Origin of the sequence: Enterococcus sp. 6D12_DIV0197, from assembly GCF_002174385.1 — a bacterium.
Classification (GTDB): Bacteria; Bacillota; Bacilli; order Lactobacillales; family Enterococcaceae; genus Enterococcus_D; species Enterococcus_D casseliflavus.
On sequence record NZ_NIBN01000001.1, the window covers coordinates 2,176,739 to 2,195,005 of the forward strand.

The 18,267-nt window shown below is 42.2% G+C and carries 18 protein-coding genes and 1 other RNA gene; 4 read left to right on the forward strand and 15 right to left on the reverse strand.

All coding sequences use genetic code 11. The features are described 5' to 3' along the window. Positions 1–24: 24 nt before the first annotated feature. Positions 25–1,077 (reverse strand): hypothetical protein, encoded by a 1,053-nt coding sequence (locus A5867_RS10075; protein ID WP_086316113.1) that lies wholly within the window; start codon positions 1,075–1,077, stop codon positions 25–27. Positions 1,078–1,147: 70 nt separating this feature from the next. On the opposite strand from A5867_RS10075, the gene A5867_RS10080 reads away from it, so the two are divergent. Next, entirely contained in the window at positions 1,148–1,591 is a 444-nt protein-coding gene (locus A5867_RS10080) for a GNAT family N-acetyltransferase (RefSeq protein WP_086316112.1), read from the forward strand. 31 nt (positions 1,592–1,622) lie between these two features. Here A5867_RS10080 and A5867_RS10085 read toward each other — a convergent pair whose 3' ends face one another. Both A5867_RS10085 and A5867_RS10090 read right to left on the reverse strand, forming a co-directional pair. Then, complete coding sequence (locus tag A5867_RS10085; RefSeq protein ID WP_005226134.1) at positions 1,623–2,969, reverse strand: DEAD/DEAH box helicase; 1,347 nt, start codon at positions 2,967–2,969, stop codon at positions 1,623–1,625. 58 nt (positions 2,970–3,027) lie between these two features. After that, entirely contained in the window at positions 3,028–4,191 is a 1,164-nt protein-coding gene (locus A5867_RS10090) for a VanZ family protein (RefSeq protein WP_015509738.1), read from the reverse strand. Positions 4,192–4,284: 93 nt separating this feature from the next. Between A5867_RS10090 and A5867_RS10095 the strand changes: the two genes are divergently transcribed. Beyond that, the gene (locus A5867_RS10095; RefSeq protein WP_005226136.1) at positions 4,285–4,611 is read left to right on the forward strand and encodes a hypothetical protein; all 327 of its coding nucleotides are present in this window, start codon (positions 4,285–4,287) and stop codon (positions 4,609–4,611) included. A 156-nt stretch (positions 4,612–4,767) separates the two neighbouring features. Here the strand turns inward: A5867_RS10095 and A5867_RS10100 are convergent, their stop codons facing one another. The 8 genes from A5867_RS10100 to A5867_RS10135 form a co-directional block, all read right to left on the reverse strand. Further along, positions 4,768–5,001: a hypothetical protein gene (locus A5867_RS10100; RefSeq protein ID WP_010748385.1), complete on the reverse strand. Its 234-nt coding sequence runs from the start codon at positions 4,999–5,001 to the stop codon at positions 4,768–4,770. Continuing rightward, positions 4,998–5,378 (reverse strand): hypothetical protein, encoded by a 381-nt coding sequence (locus A5867_RS10105; protein ID WP_005226138.1) that lies wholly within the window; start codon positions 5,376–5,378, stop codon positions 4,998–5,000. The genes A5867_RS10100 and A5867_RS10105 overlap by 4 nt, the downstream gene beginning before the upstream one ends. An 83-nt stretch (positions 5,379–5,461) precedes the next feature. Further along, complete coding sequence (locus A5867_RS10110) at positions 5,462–6,121, reverse strand: HD domain-containing protein (protein WP_005226139.1); 660 nt, start codon at positions 6,119–6,121, stop codon at positions 5,462–5,464. Positions 6,122–6,267: 146 nt separating this feature from the next. Continuing rightward, positions 6,268–7,782 carry a carboxypeptidase M32 gene (locus A5867_RS10115; protein WP_086316111.1) on the reverse strand — a complete coding sequence of 505 codons (1,515 nt, stop codon included), beginning with the start codon at positions 7,780–7,782 and terminating at the stop codon, positions 6,268–6,270. Further along, a complete protein-coding gene (locus A5867_RS10120; protein WP_010748389.1) occupies positions 7,779–8,942 on the reverse strand; it encodes a class I SAM-dependent RNA methyltransferase in 1,164 nt (387 codons plus the stop codon). The genes A5867_RS10115 and A5867_RS10120 overlap by 4 nt, the downstream gene beginning before the upstream one ends. 66 nt (positions 8,943–9,008) lie before the next feature. Next, an RNA gene (gene rnpB / locus A5867_RS10125) (RNase P RNA component class B) lies at positions 9,009–9,374 on the reverse strand. Between the two features lie 24 nt (positions 9,375–9,398). Then, positions 9,399–9,809: a cell division regulator GpsB gene (gpsB, locus tag A5867_RS10130; RefSeq protein ID WP_005226142.1), complete on the reverse strand. Its 411-nt coding sequence runs from the start codon at positions 9,807–9,809 to the stop codon at positions 9,399–9,401. Between the two features lie 71 nt (positions 9,810–9,880). Further along, positions 9,881–10,426: a DUF1273 domain-containing protein gene (locus A5867_RS10135; protein ID WP_087628170.1), complete on the reverse strand. Its 546-nt coding sequence runs from the start codon at positions 10,424–10,426 to the stop codon at positions 9,881–9,883. Positions 10,427–10,496: 70 nt separating this feature from the next. Between A5867_RS10135 and recU the strand changes: the two genes are divergently transcribed. Together recU and A5867_RS10145 are read left to right on the forward strand one after the other, a co-directional pair. Further along, positions 10,497–11,123 (forward strand): Holliday junction resolvase RecU, encoded by a 627-nt coding sequence (recU, locus tag A5867_RS10140; protein WP_015509744.1) that lies wholly within the window; start codon positions 10,497–10,499, stop codon positions 11,121–11,123. A gap of 1 nt (position 11,124) precedes the next feature. Beyond that, positions 11,125–13,446: a PBP1A family penicillin-binding protein gene (locus tag A5867_RS10145; RefSeq protein ID WP_034857413.1), complete on the forward strand. Its 2,322-nt coding sequence runs from the start codon at positions 11,125–11,127 to the stop codon at positions 13,444–13,446. Between the two features lie 79 nt (positions 13,447–13,525). Here the strand turns inward: A5867_RS10145 and A5867_RS10150 are convergent, their stop codons facing one another. The 4 genes from A5867_RS10150 to A5867_RS10165 all read right to left on the reverse strand — a co-directional run bounded on the left by A5867_RS10150 (position 13,526) and on the right by A5867_RS10165 (position 18,247). Then, positions 13,526–14,725, reverse strand: a complete 1,200-nt coding sequence (locus A5867_RS10150) for a hypothetical protein (protein WP_087627534.1) — start codon at positions 14,723–14,725, stop codon at positions 13,526–13,528. After that, positions 14,725–15,576 (reverse strand): hypothetical protein, encoded by an 852-nt coding sequence (locus A5867_RS10155; protein ID WP_249270037.1) that lies wholly within the window; start codon positions 15,574–15,576, stop codon positions 14,725–14,727. Before A5867_RS10155 ends, A5867_RS10150 begins: the two co-directional genes overlap by 1 nt. Positions 15,577–15,697: 121 nt before the next feature. Continuing rightward, the gene (gene lepB / locus A5867_RS10160; protein WP_015509748.1) at positions 15,698–16,177 is read right to left on the reverse strand and encodes a signal peptidase I; all 480 of its coding nucleotides are present in this window, start codon (positions 16,175–16,177) and stop codon (positions 15,698–15,700) included. An 18-nt stretch (positions 16,178–16,195) separates the two neighbouring features. Beyond that, on the reverse strand, positions 16,196–18,247 hold the full coding sequence (locus A5867_RS10165; RefSeq protein ID WP_087627535.1) for a glucosaminidase domain-containing protein: 2,052 nt from the start codon (positions 18,245–18,247) through the stop codon (positions 16,196–16,198). Positions 18,248–18,267: the final 20 nt, after the last annotated feature.

Consider the following 18,267-nt stretch of genomic DNA (forward strand, 5'->3'; position numbering starts at 1 on the left):
GAAATGTTTCGAAAAAGTCAATCCTCAAATCCGTTCTTTGTTGATCAGAATCGCTTTGCGGTAACGATAGCTCTGGGGAGAAAGCTTTTGATCTGGCTGCAGCATTTTCCGTGAACGGTAATAACTGGCATATGGCAAGGCATCGAATAAAGGATGCCCACAAATCTGCCAGTTCTCCATTTTTAAAGACAAGCCATCTGTCAGCTCCCAAGCATCCGCAAGCCCATAGGTGCAGCCAAATAAATTCGGTTCAAGCAATTCAGCGGTTGACAAAGAGACACCATCGTCGCAGGACTTTTCATTGCCCCAGCGAAAAAGTCGCCGAGTCGCAGCACCGCAAACGTATTCCCATTGATCCTCTGATAGCAGCTGAAAGCCTTGTTTGTCTAACTGCTGTTTCAATTCTGTTTGACTGACGGATTCGTGGGTAAATAACTGATAGGTTTCCGATAACGGCTCGAGTGCAGCAAAATAGCGATTCTCTTCGTGATAAAAAGCGGGTAATTCCCAACGCAAGCTTTCCTCAAAGGACGCTGGTGCTGTGAATTGTGCCTTTAGCTCTTTTTCGAAAGCACTGAATTGATCGACTAACCCGTGAAACTCCCCAGTGATTGTATTTAACTGCCCGATATACCTTGCGCCAGCAGGCAGAGAACTTTTTTGGACTAGCATAGGATCAATCACAGCTTTGCGCAAAGGGCTCGTAGACTCATTGACAAAAATCCCCCAATCCTGGCTGGTTTCTAACTCATAGATTGTTTCCAGCTGGCGAATGATCTCGTTGGGTGGTGACTGCCAATTTTTACTCCAGCAAGTAGCTGGTAATCCTTGCACACCGAGATCCCAACCTAAGATCGCCTCAGAGTTCCCTGGTATAAAGACAAAGTCTTCGCCATCGATCGTTAATTCAAAGGTAGCACATTTCAATCCTGCATACGTCAACTGACTAAAATGGACATCGGTGATCTCCTTTAAAGGACTGACAAAATACATTAAAATTTGCTGGATCAGCTGTTCTTTGATTTCAAAGGACAGTGTCTTCCAATTTGACCATTGTAACGCCTCAAAAAAATCCACGTCATTTCTCCTCTCATCTGCTACAATTACTATATAACGAGTATACCACGAAAAAGGAGGAAAACGACTGATGCTTTATTTTGGACGCAGTCCGTGGATGCTACAAGCGGTTTTCGCCCTGCGGCAAGCCGTTTTTGTGGAAGAACAGCACATTCCTATAGATTGGGAATTTGATGAAAAAGACCAAACTTGCCCATACTATCTTTGGTTAGATGGACGCATCCCGATCGCGACCATTCGCTATCAATTCTCTTCACCGAACACTCTGCAACCTGATCGCTTTTGCGTAGCTAAGGCCTATCGGCACCAAGGATACGGCACCAAATTATTGCATTATCTCGAAATGCGTGGTGCCCAAGAGGGTGCCCTCCAATCAGTGTTATCCGCAGAGATCGACGCTTGTGCGTTTTATGAATCCTGTGGGTATCAAAAAACATCTGAACCCTATGCTGAAGATGGCGTATTGTGTGTAGAAATGACCAAACAATTAAAAACAGCAGCCAAGGAAGAGTAGTTCTCTTCCTTGACTGCTGTTTTGGTATGCATTAGCTATTCGAATTTTTCTTGTTTTTGCGGGCGGTTCGAGTCGTTTGACGACGTTCGATCTTCCGTTTTTCTTTGTTCTTCTTATCAACAGCCCATTGAATTTTTTTCTTGTAGCCAGGCTTGATTTTTTTCTTCTTTTTCTTGACTAAGCCAATCAAGGTTGGGTCTAATTCGTCACGAGATTTTTCCCGCTTTTGCCGACGATTCCGATCGTAAGTCGCAACGATCTCGCCATTTTTGATTTCCTTCGGTTGGAAAACAACCCCTAGATCTTCGATGGCTTGGATTGCCCCTTCATCGCTTGGATCATATAAAGTGATCGCGGTCCCATCCATTTGGTTTCGACCGGTCCGACCAACACGGTGGATAAAGAAATCCAAATCAGCTGGAATCTCAGCATTGATGACATGAGAAACCCCTTCAATATCAATTCCTCGCGCAGCTAAATCTGTTGCGACAACATATTGGTAGTCCAAATTTTGCACTTGGCGCATGATCCGTTTTCTTTCACGAGGACTGATGTCGCCGTGGATCTTCGCTACTTTTAAGCCTTGTTCCTTTAAGTAATCCGTAATTTCATCCACACGGCTCTTCGTGTTGGCAAAAACGATGGCAAGATAGGGATGGCCTGTAGTCAATAATTGATAGATCAATTTATTGGTATTTTTCCCTTTGGTAGAAATCAACCAATTCTCGATCGTATCAGAGATGACTGCTTTCGATTTGATTTCTTCGATCAATGGATTGGCCATGTATTTTTTCAAGAATGGGCGCAATTTCTCTGGAATCGTTGCGGAGAAAACCAGCATTTGTAGTTTCTCAGGCAAACGCCCCGCAATTTGATCGACTTCTTCCAAAAAGCCCATATCCAAGGTCATGTCTGCTTCATCCACGACAAATACATTGGCAGTGTGAACCCCTAACGCTTGTTCGTTGATCATATCCAAGATACGACCAGGTGTCCCAATCACGACATGGGGCTGTTGATTTTGCAGACGGCTTAATTGACGTTGCTTATCCGTTCCTCCGACGAAATTTGACACTCGAATTTCAGGATCATGAAATCCGCCGATTTGTTTTGCGGCGTGATAGATTTGCGTGGCTAATTCACGACTCGGTGCAGTGATCACTACTTGCACTTCATCTTTTTCGGCATCGATTTTATCCATCAACGGCAGTAAAAATGTGTGGGTCTTACCACTTCCGGTCTGTGATTGCCCTACAACACTGCGTCCTTTTTGGATAACAGGTATCAGTTTTTCTTGCACTTCTGTTGGTTTAGAGAACTTTTTATCAGCAAGTGCTTCATAAATAAATGGTTGAAATTTAAATGACTCAAAAGACATTCAAACACCTTCTTTCTTTTAGCATCCTTTGGATTATAGCATATGTTGCCTTGTTTTCCTAACTTTCTTTTGTAATCGATTGAGGATCGATCGTACTGATAGTATACGTTGCACTGCGGCGTTCATAGAAAAAGCGGCTTTCTTTTTTTATTGCTGCCCACAAGAGATTCAAGTAAAAACCAAACTGGATCAACCCAAAAATAACTACCATCAACAAACTAACGACTAAAAGCAGCAGATTGTTGGACTCAAGAAACGGTGCGAAAAAGATATTGACCCGACTGATGCTGGCATAAATCAGATAAAACAAACCATAGCGTTTCAATAAAGCCCCCAAGCTGACACGCTCACGGCCTTCTTGCATGATTTTGATTCGTACGAGTTTTTTTCCAATCGTTTGTCCTTTGGCAAGGTAAGCCAACAACACAAAGTACAGCAACACTTCAAGAGCAAAGTACCAATAGTCCCCACTAAAGTCCCGTACCGTCTGTTGAGTGAGCAAACGAACAGCGATCACCACAATAAAACTGACCACATTCAGTATTCCCCAGTCGATCAACCAAGCAAACACCCTTCGTGTCACAGTCACCCGAGTGCCTTTGGCGTAAGAATCGGCATCCATCTCTTCCCTTGATGGCAATAAGAACGTAAAAAGTGGGGCGATCGTCCAGCCCACAAGCCCTCCAACTGTATTGACAAAGAGATCATTGACATCGAATAAGCGATACGGACGAGGATAAATAAAATACAGTCCCGTCAACTGCGTTAATTCAAAAAACAACGTCAGGCAAAACGTAATAACGAGTGTTTTTAAAAAGGAACATTTGAAGTAATAACGCAAATAGACCCCAAATGGTAAGGTCAACAATAAATTAAAGAGTGGCTCAAGGAAGACCCCCTGCTTCATAGCGGGAAGATAGGTTTGCGGATCGTGAATGTTTAAGACGGTCTGTTGGACAAAATGTTGCCACGATGCCCCTAACTGCAATTCCATCTTAGGACCAGTCATCTGCGCTACCTCTTCGATCGAGGGCAATGGTAGGATAACTAAGAAATAGGCGCACAATAAATAGAAGACAAATGAATACAGAACCAGTGCGCGTGACAAGATAAAACGACCGTATTTTCGATATTGGATAACAAAAAAAATCATTGATATCGCCAATGCTAGGAAAGGAAAAACCAGCAAGGCAACCTTTATTGGGGTAATATAAGCGGACATAAAGAACTCCTTCACGTTTTCTTTTTATCTTACACGCTATTTCCCAAAACGTAAATTTTGGAGTATCATAAAAGAAAAGGAGGTTAAAAAACCATGTTAAATCCCTATTTTGCCTTTGGCGTACCGGCATTCCTTTTGGTTTTATATGCAGCTTTTGCTCTTTTTCGCCGGTCTTCCGATATTCCCTATTTAGGCTTCGTCCTTTTCATCATTGCTGGTTTTCTGACAGGATTTAGTTTACAAGTCATTCAACAAGCCATCAATGAAGTGGAAAAAACATCTCTTGAACACGTGCAAGCAACCCACCTTTACTCGCCTTACTTATTAGCGATTCCATTGATTGTGGGCATTCTTTTACTGATTGTCAACTTGATTCGCGGCTATTTAAAAGTCAAAAACGTTCGTCTGCGGACAAAATAAAAGCAACCTACCTAGAAATACGAATTGATCCTGCTCCTCTTGACGGGAAATGAGATCGCTTCGTATTTTTTTGGTAAGCTGCCTTGATTGCTAGACCCCTTCTAAAGATCCATCCGCCACTTTCGTAGTAAAACAGTTTATCAACTAAAAAAAGGTTTATTCGTCGGCTAGTTCTTCATCCAGGTCTGTCTCTGAGGTATCAGCAAAAGACTCTTTCACATCATCATTGACTTGCTCCAATAAATATTGCCAATCACTATTCGACACAACCACCACATCGATATTCTTTTCTTCATCGATCAGCTCGAGATTCGAAACATCCTCTCCTAACTGCTGGAATAGGTCGATCAATGTTTGGTCTTGTAGCGTTACGTATTCAGTCCGTTTCATCCTTCTTCCCCCCATGAGTCAAAAAATTCATAAAACAAGATATCGAAACTAGTAAGATCGGTCATCTTTTGTAAAGTAGATAGATCTAAACGAATAAACGCTTTTTCCACTAATAAATAATGGTTTTCTTCCAGCGCTTCTTCGATAAATGGTAAAATCTCTTCTTCATCCCCTAATGTTTCACTAGAGATTTGGTCGATTTGATCAAACAAGCGATCATCTTGCAACAAAAAGAATTGATCGTCGTAAAGATAGACTGCGATTTGATATTGCCGGATGGGTAGCTCAGCCCGAATGACAAAAAAGCACTCTCCTGAATTGGAAATCGCTGGCAATAATTCATTCGGTTGTAATGCCTGTTGGTAGTACATTTCCATCCCTCCTTTGTACTTACTATTATAAAGAACAAAGGAGGAAAAAGGAAATAATCGAATTTTAGTTTAAAAAACTCTAAACAAAGTTAGACATCCCATTCTGCATAGAATTCTTCTAAAAAATCCTTCATGAAAGCCACACGTCGTTGGGCTTCTTTTTTGCCATACGCCGTGGTCATCTTTTCAGGAAGCAAAAATAGTTTCTCATAAAAATGATTGATCACCGTCGTCCCTTTTCGGTAATCTTCATGATTTTGAAACGTCTTTGGGGCTAAGTCACTGACATGGATCGGGTGTTGATGACTGCCACCAAAATAACTCGTCCGTAAAATACCGATCGCACCTAAAGCATCGAGACGATCTGCATCACGAACGACGCGGCCTTCTACTGAGACAACTTGCGCGCCTTGCAAAAGTTCTTTTGAAAAAGACAGATTCTCGATAATAGAAAAAATTTCTTTCGTTTGTGCTTCACTGGCTCCCGCTGTGGTCAAACAAGCTCGCACTTCGTTAGACGCCGCTGTGACATCCGCCACAACTTTGTCATCCACCGTATCATGGAGATAGGCTGCCGCCTGTACGACAAAGCAATCAACTGCCAATTCGTCGGCATCAATGATGGCTTGACTTAACCCAGCCACTCGTTTGACATGATCAAACCCATGTCCTGTGTAATCATTCCCCAGAATACTTTCGGCATAAGCAATTACTTTGCTAAGATCGGCAACATTGTATTCTTCCTTCATTTTTTTCCTTCTTTCGATATGAAAGCAGCGAGCCTTCTTTTTTCGATGGTGATTGATACAAAAGGAAAAGAAGTTCAACAAGACGAGCACCCCATGAAATAATTGGGGCGGCAACGTCTTGCGAAGCTTCTTTCCACTCGTTACTTTTAAGCGAAATCTTGCGTCTCGCTGATTTTATAGACACTAAAATAGATCTTGCGTAAATAGTCTAATAGATATTGAGGATTCAATAATTCATCCGTTGCATCTAAAATCAATTCATTTGGTTTCTTGGATGCGCCATATTGATGAATATTTTCAGTCAGCCATTTACGAATCGGTGAATAATCATCCGAAGCCAACACTTCATCGACATTAATTTCTTTTTCCATGGCGTGGAGTAATTGCGCTGCATACATATATCCTAGAGCATAGGATGGGAAATACCCGAAGCTTGAACCTGACCAATGAACGTCTTGTAAGATCCCTTCCAAGTCATTTTCTGGACGAATCCCTAAATATTCCTCGTATTTGTCATTCCAGATTTTTGGCAGTTCATCGATCGATACGGTTTCGTTAAAGATCATTTTTTCGATCTCGTAACGAATAATAATATGAATGACATATGTCAGACTATCAGCTTCAATACGGATCAAGCTAGCTTTTGAGTGCTTTAAGGAGTCATAGAAAGTGTCAAAAGACACATCATCAAACGTGCCTTCCGCACATTCTTGGAAAAATGGGTATTGCTTTGCCCAGAAATTGCGGTTGCTGCCGATAATGATTTCATTAAACAGCGATTGGGATTCGTGGATTCCCATGGACGCCCCTTCATGAACAGGCGTGCCTTCGTATTTCTCATCGATGTTTTGCTCGTACATCCCGTGACCAGCTTCATGAATCACACCGAACAGTCCCATCGAAAAGTCAGTTTCGCTCCAGCGTGTGGTCAACCGTACATCATTGTGGTTGATCCCCGTAGCGAATGGGTGGACCGTATTATCCAAACGGCCGCGAGAAAAGTCATAGCCTAAGTCGGCGATCACTTTTGAGATAAATTTACGTTGTTGCGCTTCGGTCATCTCACGTGAAAGGATCGAAGTGTCTGGCGCTGTTCCTTTTTCAGCCAATTGACGACGAATATCCATGATACCGTCTCTCACTTGTGAGAATACGTTATCCAAGATCTCAACCGTCATATTCGGCTCGTATTGGTTTAACAAGACGTCATAGTTCGTCAGCTCATTTTTCTTCCAATAAGGAATCAATTCTTTCGTCAAGCGAATGTTTTCAGAAAGAGCGTCTTTAAATAAAGAAAAATCTTTTTCTTTACGGGCTTTGAGCCAAGCAGTATGTGCTTTTGACGTAGCTGCGGAAGCCGCCATCGCCAACTCATTGGGTACATTTTTTTGCAATTCATATTCTTCTTTGACTAATTGATACGCAGCTTTCCCTACTTCTGATAATTCATCTGGGTGTTTCCCGAAATAGCTGATCGCTTCTTGGATTGGTTCCCCCACTTTTTTGTCAAAGTATAGACCATATAAATAGCTGTCAACTTCCGCACGGTAATCACTGGCTTTTTCTGGCATCCCTGTTTGATTATCCCAGCCTAAGATCCCCATTGCTTGTTGTAATAGATCGATTTCTTTTAATTCTTTCAGAAATTCTTGTTCTTTCATTCAGCAGACTCCTTTTTGCGTGGCGGACGTTGTCCCCAGTATTGGAAGAGATCGGTACGAATCGCACCGTTGTATAATTTGCGTTTTTTTGTCGCTTTTTCGCCGTAATGGGTCTCAAAAGTCAAGTCACTGGTCAAAAAGTACTTGCTCCAGGTTTTTAGCGGCCGAAACACTTGGCCCATTTCCTGATACAGTCGCTGAACGGACGCTTCTTCTCCTAAGCGTTCACCATAAGGAGGGTTAGCTACAACGACACCATACTCTTTTTCTGTTTTAAAGTCTTTAACGGCTTGTTGTTTGAAGGTGATCGAATCTCCTAGACCGATTTCTTCCGCATTTCTGCGGGCGATCTCAATCATTCGACCATTGATATCCGAACCGGTAATATCTAATTCGACATCATAATCTGCTGCTTCATCTGCTTCTTTCCGTACTTTTTCAAATACTTCTGCTGGGAACCAATCCCACGTTTCGCAAACAAATTCCCGATTAAAGCCAGGGGCGATATTGTGACCGATCAACGCTGCTTCAATGCACAACGTGCCTGATCCACAAACGGGATCGACAAACGGCTTGTCTTTGTACCAATTTGTCAGCATCACTAAAGCCGCAGCCATGTTTTCTTTCAGCGGCGCGCCTCCTTTTTCTAAACGATAGCCACGTTTAAACAAACTAGGGCCAGTCGTATCCAATGTGATCATCGCATGGTCTTTCAATAAAGCGACTTCTAATTGGAAAAAAGCGCCCGTTTCAGTCAGCGGCACACTTGCTGGACGATGGTATACTTCTCTTAAGCGATTGACGATTGCTTTTTTGGTAATCGCTTGACAATCAGGTACACTATACAATTTTGATTTGATTGATTTTCCAGCTACCGGAAATTCAGCATCTAAAGGTAAAAAGTCTTCCCACGGTAACGCTTTAACTTCTTCAAACAGCTGATCGAAAGTCAATACGTCAAATTCCCCGACGACAATTTTGATACGGTCCGCTGTACGGAGCCACAAGTTCGCGGTAGCAATGGTCTCCATCGTCCCTTTAAAACGCGCTCGGCCGTTTTCAACCTCACACTCGATCCCTAAATCCCGTAATTCTTTGCCCACTAGTGCTTCTAAACCGCTCGCAGCGGTGGCAATACAATTAAATGTTTTTTCAGTCATAACGCTCTCCTTCTTGGTATAAAAAAACCTTCCGTTGCTGGAAGGATTCCCTGATAGGTTGTGATTTTCTATAAGCCATGTTTTGTCCGTATTTTCCTCAGGGAGAAGAAAACACTGGGTAATTATCTATCTGCAATTACTTGCCTTCTTGCTCCGTTCATTTCCGTGCAAAAAGTGCCCCTACCATTGTTTGGGTTGCTCGCTCGAGGGGTTTACCGCGTTCCACCAAGACGGTTTCCCGCCTTGCTTCGTCACTGTGGCACTTTCAAGGATACTTTGGCATAGCTTACACCTTAGCCATTTTTCCTGCCGTTACTTTCTCAAGTACCCTAGCTTATGGTTTCGCTAGGCACGAACACTACAAGCATCTCAGCTTGTGCGAGCATGGACTTTCCTCAGCATAATCGAGTTATGCCGCAATTACCCGAAAACCACAACTATCTTTTCTAAAATAGATTAGAATTGACGGGTTTTTTCGTTGTCATCTTCAAAATCAGCATTTGTATAGTTGCTGTTGTAGGAAGAAGAACGAGTGACAGGTTCTGATTCACGATCAAGCTTTTTGCCAAACACTTCTTTTTCAAGATTAGACAAACGTTTCAAAATATCAAAGTTTGTAACGGTTTGGCTTTTCGGCGCTTCTTGTTGAACACGAGATGCGATCGCTTGGTTTTTCGACAATTGATCGATTTTCGCTGTCAGACGGTCATTTTCTTCTTGCAGGGCTAAGATCTCTTTATTGTAGCTTTCGTAGTCTTTAATGATATTATCTAAAAACTCGTCCACTTCAACTGGATCATACCCGCGCATTTTTGTTTTGAATTCTTGTTGCAGAATATCTTTTGGACTATAAATTAAATTTGCCATTATTTACACCTCATTGTTTATTCCAAATGGTTTTCACTTTCTAGACCATTCTATCAAAAAATATACGAAAATCAAAGTAAATTACTATCAAATGTTGCGTTTTGTAGGTCATCCATTGTTATTTGATGAATAAAGTAGGGATTTTGCTCACTATAAGCTTTGGCATCTCTTAAGAAATAATTAGGTTTTCCTGGAAATTCGTCATCATATAACACAAGTGCGCCTTCGGTATGCTCCAGTAAAAATGCCGTGTGATTTCTTAATTGACTGGGGTCTTTGTAAGGCTTATGGCTGGTGGCATTGACATAATCGGCAAATGACTTCGCTGTTTGCAGTGCCTGCTGATTTGTTTCGTTCCAATTTTCACCAAACCCTTCAAATGGAAAAATAATTCCTAGTTTCAGTTCTGGGTATGTCTGTTTTAATTGTTCAACGGCTTCGGCACACCACAGCTCCGCTCCAAGATTCCCGCTGATCAAGAGCCATTCTAACCCTTCTTCGACATAATTGGTCAAAGTCGACATTATTACTTTCTTAATAACTGCAATCTTGGGATCTTTTGCTTGAAAGACACCTAATTCATAATTACGATAGCCAGTAAAGTATAAGGTTTTCATTGTTTCTCTGGTCATCTCTTTTCTTTCCAAACGACTTTTTGGTATAATGTTGCCTAGGAGTGTGAACAACATGGTTATTCGTTACCCGAATGGACAATCTACTACCTATGATGACGGCAAAAAACAAAAAATGCAAGAGAAACTAATAAAGCCAAAAACGTATGCCAATCGTGGGATGCGTTTTGAAGAAGCGATCAATGAAAGCAACCTTTATTATTTGAATCGGAAACTTGCTGTCATTCATAAGAAACCGACACCAATTCAAATCGTGAAAGTAGATTATCCAAGAAGAAGCGCCGCCGTAATCAAAGAAGCCTATTTCCGTGAGGCATCCACCACTGATTACAATGGGGTTTATCAAGGGCAATATATCGACTTTGAAGCGAAAGAGACTCAAAACAAAACGTCATTTCCCTTTAAAAATTTTCATCCACACCAAATCAAGCATATGGAAGACTGTTTGGAACAAGCGGGTTTATGTTTTGTTCTTTTATGGTTTTCTAGTCTACAACGCTGCTTTTTTCTCGATAGCAAGTGCTTAGTTTCTCAATGGCACCTGCAAAAAGAAACGGGAAAAAAATCAATGACACTGGCCTATATTGAAACGAATGGGATTGAAATCATCCCTTCAATTGCGCCGCGTATTCCCTATTTAAAAGCAGTTGATCAATTTTTAACGATGAAGGAGAATGATTAGTATGGCAAATGGATCACAATCGAGGACCTCTCGGCATGATTCTAAAAAAGGTACAGCTAAAAAAGCACCAAAGCCTCCTAAGGCAAAAGGCAAACGAAGCATTGGGAGTATTCTTTTAAAAGTATTTATGGGGCTGTTTTTCTTAGGCTGTATCGGGATTCTATCCGGGATGGGGCTATTCTGGTGGTATGCCAAAGATGCGCCTGCACTTGATGAAACACGTTTGGATTCAACGGTTTCTTCTCGTTTCTATGCGTCAAATGGCGAATTGATCACTGAATTCGGTAGTGAAACCAGAGAAAAAATTACAGCAAGTGAGATTCCTCAACTGCTGGAAGACGCGATCGTCTCTGTCGAAGATCGCCGCTTCTACCAGCATATCGGAGTCGATCCGATTCGGATCGTCGGTTCCGCATTATCCAATGCCACAACCGGCGGTATGCAAGGCGGAAGTACGTTGACACAGCAATTGATCAAGCTGTCCTTCTTTTCTACCAGCGCTGAAGACCAAACATTACGTCGAAAAGCACAAGAAGCATGGATGGCGGTTCGTCTTGAACAAATGAAATCAAAACAAGAGATCCTCACTTACTACATCAATAAAGTATATATGTCCAATGGTGTATATGGGATGCAAACGGCCGCAATGAAGTTTTACGGCAAGCCGTTAGCTGAACTAGACCTTGCGCAAACCGCTTTGATTGCCGGTTTACCAAATGCCCCTTCAGCTTTTGACCCATTTGCGCATCCTGATAATGCGAAAAGTCGGCGAGATGTGGTTTTAGGTGCAATGCTGGAAAATGAAAAAATCACACAAGCGGAATATGATGCGGCCGTTGCCGAGGATATTCAAGAAGGCTTGCAAGACAATCCCCGTGAAAACCAAGAGTGGAAATACTTTGACAACTACTTTAACGAAGTGATCGCTGAAGTCAAAGAAAAAACTGGGAAAGATGTGTATACTGACGGCTTAGATATTTATACTAATGTCGATATCGATGCACAAAAACGATTATATGACATCGTCAACAGTGACGACTACGTTGATTACCCAGATGACAAGATGCAAGTTGCCGCTACCTTAGTTGATGTCAACACAGGCAAGGTGACCGCTCAGATCGGTGCCCGTAATGTTGATGATGTTCTAGCAAATAACTTGGCTGTCAATGTCGCACGAGACTTTGGTTCGACCGTCAAACCAATCACAGACTACGGCCCTGCCTTTCAATTTCTACAAGATTCCACGGGTAGAATGATTTTAGATGAACCTTACACGTATAAAGGGACGAATATTCCTGTTTACAACTGGGATCGCCAATATATGGGCAATATCACCTTGCGGACCGCTCTAGCAGAGTCTAGAAATGTGCCGGCAGTGAAGCTGTTTGATGAAGTCGGCGCGGACAATATCGCAGACTTTCTCAGTGGTTTAGGAATCGAATATGATACGATCACCCAATCCAATGCGATTTCCAGCAATACGGATAAATTGGATGGCACAAAGTATGGGATCTCCAGTCTGAAAATGGCCGCTGCTTATGCTGCGTTTTCAAATGGTGGCACCTATTATGAACCACAGTACGTCAATAAAATCGTCATGCAAGATGGTACAGAAGACGAAGAATCCTTTAAAGTTTCTGGTCAAGAAGCAATGGATGATACGACAGCTTACATGGTGACCGATATCTTGAAAGATGTTATTTCTGTCGGAACTGGAACCAACGCGCAAATCGATGGTTTGTACCAAGCAGGGAAAACGGGAACGTCCAACTACACCGATGACCAGTTAGCACAACTGGATACATCGAATGGTGCCTACCCTGATATTACCTTTGCCGGCTATACTCCCTCCTACTCATTGGCGGTTTGGACAGGCTACAACGACAAAATGACACCGATCACTGATAGTAGTACCCATGTGGCTTCAGATGTCTATCGTGAATTGATGCGCTATGTTTCTGCTTCTGTAGAAAACACGGACTGGACAATGCCTGACGGATTGACACGGATCGGAAGAGAGCTTTATCTTGAAGGGACGTACACCCAACCAAGCTATTCAGCACCAAGTTCGTCCAGCAGCAGTTCCTACGTTGAACCAACGACACCTTCTACAGAAAGTAGCGAATCAACACCATCAAGTACAACAGAATCATCAAGCGAAGTAACACCACCAGTGACAACACCTGATGAGGATGATTCATCATCGGTCGTTACGCCTCCTGCTTCTAGTCAGGATCCCGGTTCAACAACACCTTCCAGCAGTGAGGATAATCCTTCCTCACCACCGGACCCGCCGGAACCAAACGATGGTAGTGTCGAATAATGGAGAATCGCAAAAAAACAGTAGATCAAAATCTGATCTACTGTTTTTTTATAACTAACTGCCATATAAATGTAGAAGCTTACTTTTCAAGCTCTTCAAACAGCAATTTTTTATCGGAAAGCTGATGAACTTGATTATGCAGATCGTCAAACAAGTGAATCACATTTTCTTTCGTCTCGTTCACTTCAAAAAGAATCTCTTTGGCACGATCATGAATCCCATCGATCCGCATTTCTGTTGTACGGATCATTCGTTCAGATTCGATTTTCGCTTCCTGAATTGTGCGATTCGCTTTTCTTCTAGCAAAGACTAAGACCTCACTGATTTCTGTTTGGAACTGCTCGTTTTCGATTTGTAGGGCTGCATTTTCTTCCCTTAATGCTTCGATTGTCGCCTGAAGCTCTGCGACTTCTTCATTTGATTCGCTAGCTGATACATTTGCAGCAAGCTCTTCTTTTTCTGCCAATTGCTGTTTCAAATCAGCAATTACCTCTTGCAGCTGCTGGATTTCTTGCCGCTTCAAGGTCCATTCAGCGCGTTCCTTTTCGTAAGTTTGTTTCTCTTGTTGCTCTTTTTCTTGCTGAACAGCTAACTTGGCTTCTAATTGCTGGATTTTTACTTCAAGTTTTTCTGTATCTACTTTTGCAAGCTGCTCTTCTAGGTCTTTGACTTTCTTATTCGCTTCTACTAGCGAAGCTTTTAATTCTTTTGCCTCTGCTTCTTGTTGAGCCATTACCTTCTGCTGTTTTTTTAACTGATTTTTTTCTTCCTGTAGTTGCTCATTTTCTAAAATCAATTCTTTGATTTCAAAAGATAAATTTTCAATCATATGATCCTTTTCTTGTTCTTTTGACTCTTGCTTATTTGTCTGGTTTGTACTCAATTCTTTCTCCATACGTTCTCCTTTATCTTCAACGAGTTGACTATCCTTGGCGTAGCTATCACGGTTGCCAGAGGACTTTTGCTGCACTGCTATCTTTTTGACACTTTGCTCTTTCTGCTGATCTCCAGCCACTCTTTGGTGAGAAATCGGTTTTGCGAAAGTTTGTGCGACAGGTTTTACTGCTTCTTTCTGGGTTTTAGGGAGTTCATTGTCTGCTGGTCGATTGGTCTCGTCCTCATTTTTTTCAGGGGTAGCCTTTGCGGACCCTTGATCCTCAACGATTCCCTCTTCTTGATTTGTCTCCTCAAATTCATTCAGCTCTTCTATGGATAATTGATTCACTTCATCCATTAGCTTTTGGGCAGAAAACCAACCTTTGTTTTTCTTTTTCATCATTAATTTTTCACACTGCCTTTTTGTTCATTTGTATTGATCGTTTCACTTTGATCCGTTTGAGGAGTAGACGATATGCTCTCGCTCCTCTCGTTGTTGGCTACTTCTTGAGCATCAGTGTTTGGGAATCTGCGTTCTAAAAGGGTCCAGACCCCATTCTCGTCACGAATGATCGTCTGCTCAAAGGACTGATCAGAATCCTTGGAGAATTGGACAGAGAAGGTTCCTTGGGTGATCAGGGGAACGTTCTGCATATCATGGAGTAGACGAGAAAAATTCTCTTCCCATCCGTTTAAGTCATCAATTGATGGTAATTTGCTAGATAGAACAATCGAGATTTCTTGCAAAGGCTGATCAACAAAAATCATCGCTACAGTGCGACCTAGATATGGTGATAACTGATAGGCCAACTCATATTCAGCTGCAAACTGTGCTTCACGATCATTGGAGACGAGTAAATGCTCCCAATCAATCGCTTCAAAAGAAAAGTCGTTCTCAGGATATGCAAAAATCGGCATCCGCATCCATTCCGTTTGTTCAGTTCTTAGCGCGAAGACTTCCTCTTTCAATTGACTGGTTTCTTCTTGCAGCTTTTGCAAATGAATGCCGCCTGTCAGCTGAAAAACTGTTAGTAGCAAGACACTTACGATTATGGCACTACTGCAGCCCAATAAAATTAGCAGGTGCCCACTGCGCAGGTTGTGCTTAAATAAACGCAGTTTCCTTTTGGATAAAGCATCTGACGACAGCTGCTTTTCAACTTTTCTTAATAAATATTCTCGATACAATCGCCAACCGATGATACTACCTGCTCCAATGGCAAGCAGTATCATCCCAATATAGATAAAAATCACAGTCTCTTCCTTCCATCAAAACTAAAATTCGTTTTATTCATCCATTTTGATACAAACTTAGTCTCGTTGATATGTTGCAAGAAATGAATCATCGCAAACTTCCTTTCAAAAAGCTGATGTGTCAGAAGAACGTGGTCACCACACCATAAAAGGTTTTACTTGAAATGATTCCAAATTCTCTACTATCACTTGAAGTGAGCAGTGCATCGCCAACGACAAAGTACTCATCTTCTTTGAGGTACCCCCGAATCGGCAACGCCTCAACGGCTTCATCCTTCACAGTGATCATAAATGAAAAATCAAAGTCAGTATCCTCCGCCCCAATCAACAACCGCTCCTGTGTACGAACGAAGGAATCCCCCGGCACACCAATCACTCTCTTGATCAAAAATTTTCCTTCCTGTTCGAAAGCGATCAGCTGATAGCGATTTGGCTGGCGCTTTTTATGAATCAGCACAACTTGTCGATCCTCGATCGTCGGCAGCATGGACGTTCCTCTGACTAACGCCAGTCGATACGGCTGAAGAAACGCAATAAGCAAAAGGACCATCAAAAAGATACCGCTGATAGGAAGACCTATTTGTCTATGCCTTTTACTCATATTGCCAGCCCTCCATCCTTATTTTGGCATAATATATGAAACACTTGATGAGTGCGCCAATTCATTGCTGATCACGCGATAAGAGATTGTGGTTCCACCATAGACATTTCCTTCTGAAACCAAAATACCATTTGGACCAACGGCTTCAACAAAAGCGACATGACCATAACGAGGATCAGATCCAGCTGTTCCAGGTGCAAAAGAGATCATACTACCTGCTTTAGGCGTTTGACTGACGTTGTAACCTAAACGTCGTCCGGTATTGCCCCATTGACCACCATTTCCCATGTAGTCATCTACTTGACCGCCTAATTGACTCACCCGATTGAACACATACCAAGTACATTGTCCAACAGGATACGAACCAGAAAGATTGTAGTCACGACCGTTGTATTCTGGAAATGTCATGAGGGAGCGATACTCTTCTGGAATTTGTTCTTTTCCTTGGATAAACAAGCCTGTTTCTGTTGCGATCACTTGGTCATATTGCGTCAATCCATAGACCGCAATCAGTGAATTGATTTTTTTACTATAATTAACATCGGTCGCATAAGTGCCCGTCAAAGCATCTGCTGCCCGAAGATAGTTTTTTGATTCAGAGCGCCACACGTCTTGATAAAAGGTTGGATTTCCAGTGATTCCTCCGCGAATCAATTTGACATAATCTGCCATCGAATCTCGATAACTTGAATAGGAACGAAAGGCGGCTTGAATTTGGAATAGTTCTCCGTTGCCTTTATCTTCCATTGTTGGTAAAGTCACGCTGTTTCCTTGATAACTGCCTTTGATCCCAAAAAGGTTATAATGGGGACTGCTTGAAAGCCCGCTGTCGCCACTGCCGCTTTCAAGGATCGCTTGCGCGATTAATACAGAAGCAAAGACATCGTATTCTTGCCCTAAGCTTTGGGCTTCTTGTGCCAATGTTTCAATAAACGTCTGGGTCTTTTGATTCACTGTAAATTCGTAAGGGGCTGGATATTCAGTAACTAGCTTTTCGCCATATGTAGCCAATTCAGGATTTGATAGCCGTCTGATCGATAGCGGCTCTTCGATTGAAACCCGCTGAACTTCGATGGCAGTTTTCGTTGGCTCTTCTTGATTTGTCACTAAACTTGCTTGGTAACCATCTGCGAGGTAGATACCGATTAACTGATTTGCGTCATATAAAAGATCCCCCGGTTGTAATTGTTCAACCTGCTGTTCTTTTTCTCTCCAGCTAGCTTTTCCTTCTATAACCGCTTTGATCCGTTCATTGATCCATTCATCCATTGTCGATGGTTCTTCTAGTTCACCAATTTGCCCGATGATCTCGTAGACCAATGCCGCTTGCCATTGGGCATCATAATCAGCTAATATCGGCAAGGTGAAATCTAACAGATTCGAATCTGCGATCTTCGCTGCCCGAAAACTCTCTGGTAAATCAATGGTACGTCCATCATAAAAAGAATTTTTCAAGTGAGAAGTAGCATCTGGTGATTGAACGACAGGGTTTATTACTTGCTCAGGTGCAATAATCGGAGGTGTTTTCGGCTCCTCTTTTTTTGCATTTTCAGTATTTTCGTTGCTCTCAGTTGAAATTTCATTTTCTTTTGGTGCCAATGACTCATCAATCAAGTCGGTCTCTTTTGGCTTGTTCTCTGTTTCTATTTCTAGATCTTCCGTTTCAGCATCTATTTTTTCCTCTTCCTCGGAAGGTTCCGTGGACTCTAATTCCTCTATTTCGGTCGTTTCCGCTGACTCGGTCGTTTGTGTTGAGTCTGCTTCTTCAGACGAATCAAGAGATTCTATAACGGGATCTGCTGTTTCTGAATCCATAAGCGGTTCATTTGATTCGGAGGATAACTCGGTCGAGTCCTCCGTTTGCTCTTTGCTGACGTCTTCTTGACTCTCTTGGTCTTCTGCTGCCGATGAATCTTGGTCATCAAGTTGCTGTTCGACATTTGTATTTTCTGAATAGTTATCAGGCTGAGGGCTTTCTTTCGCCAGCAATACGGGAGAAACAAAAAGTTGGCTTGCTAAAATCCCAGCACTGAATACTGTCAGATATGACTTCTTTTTTTTACTCTTCATACAGTTTCCTTTCTCTTGTT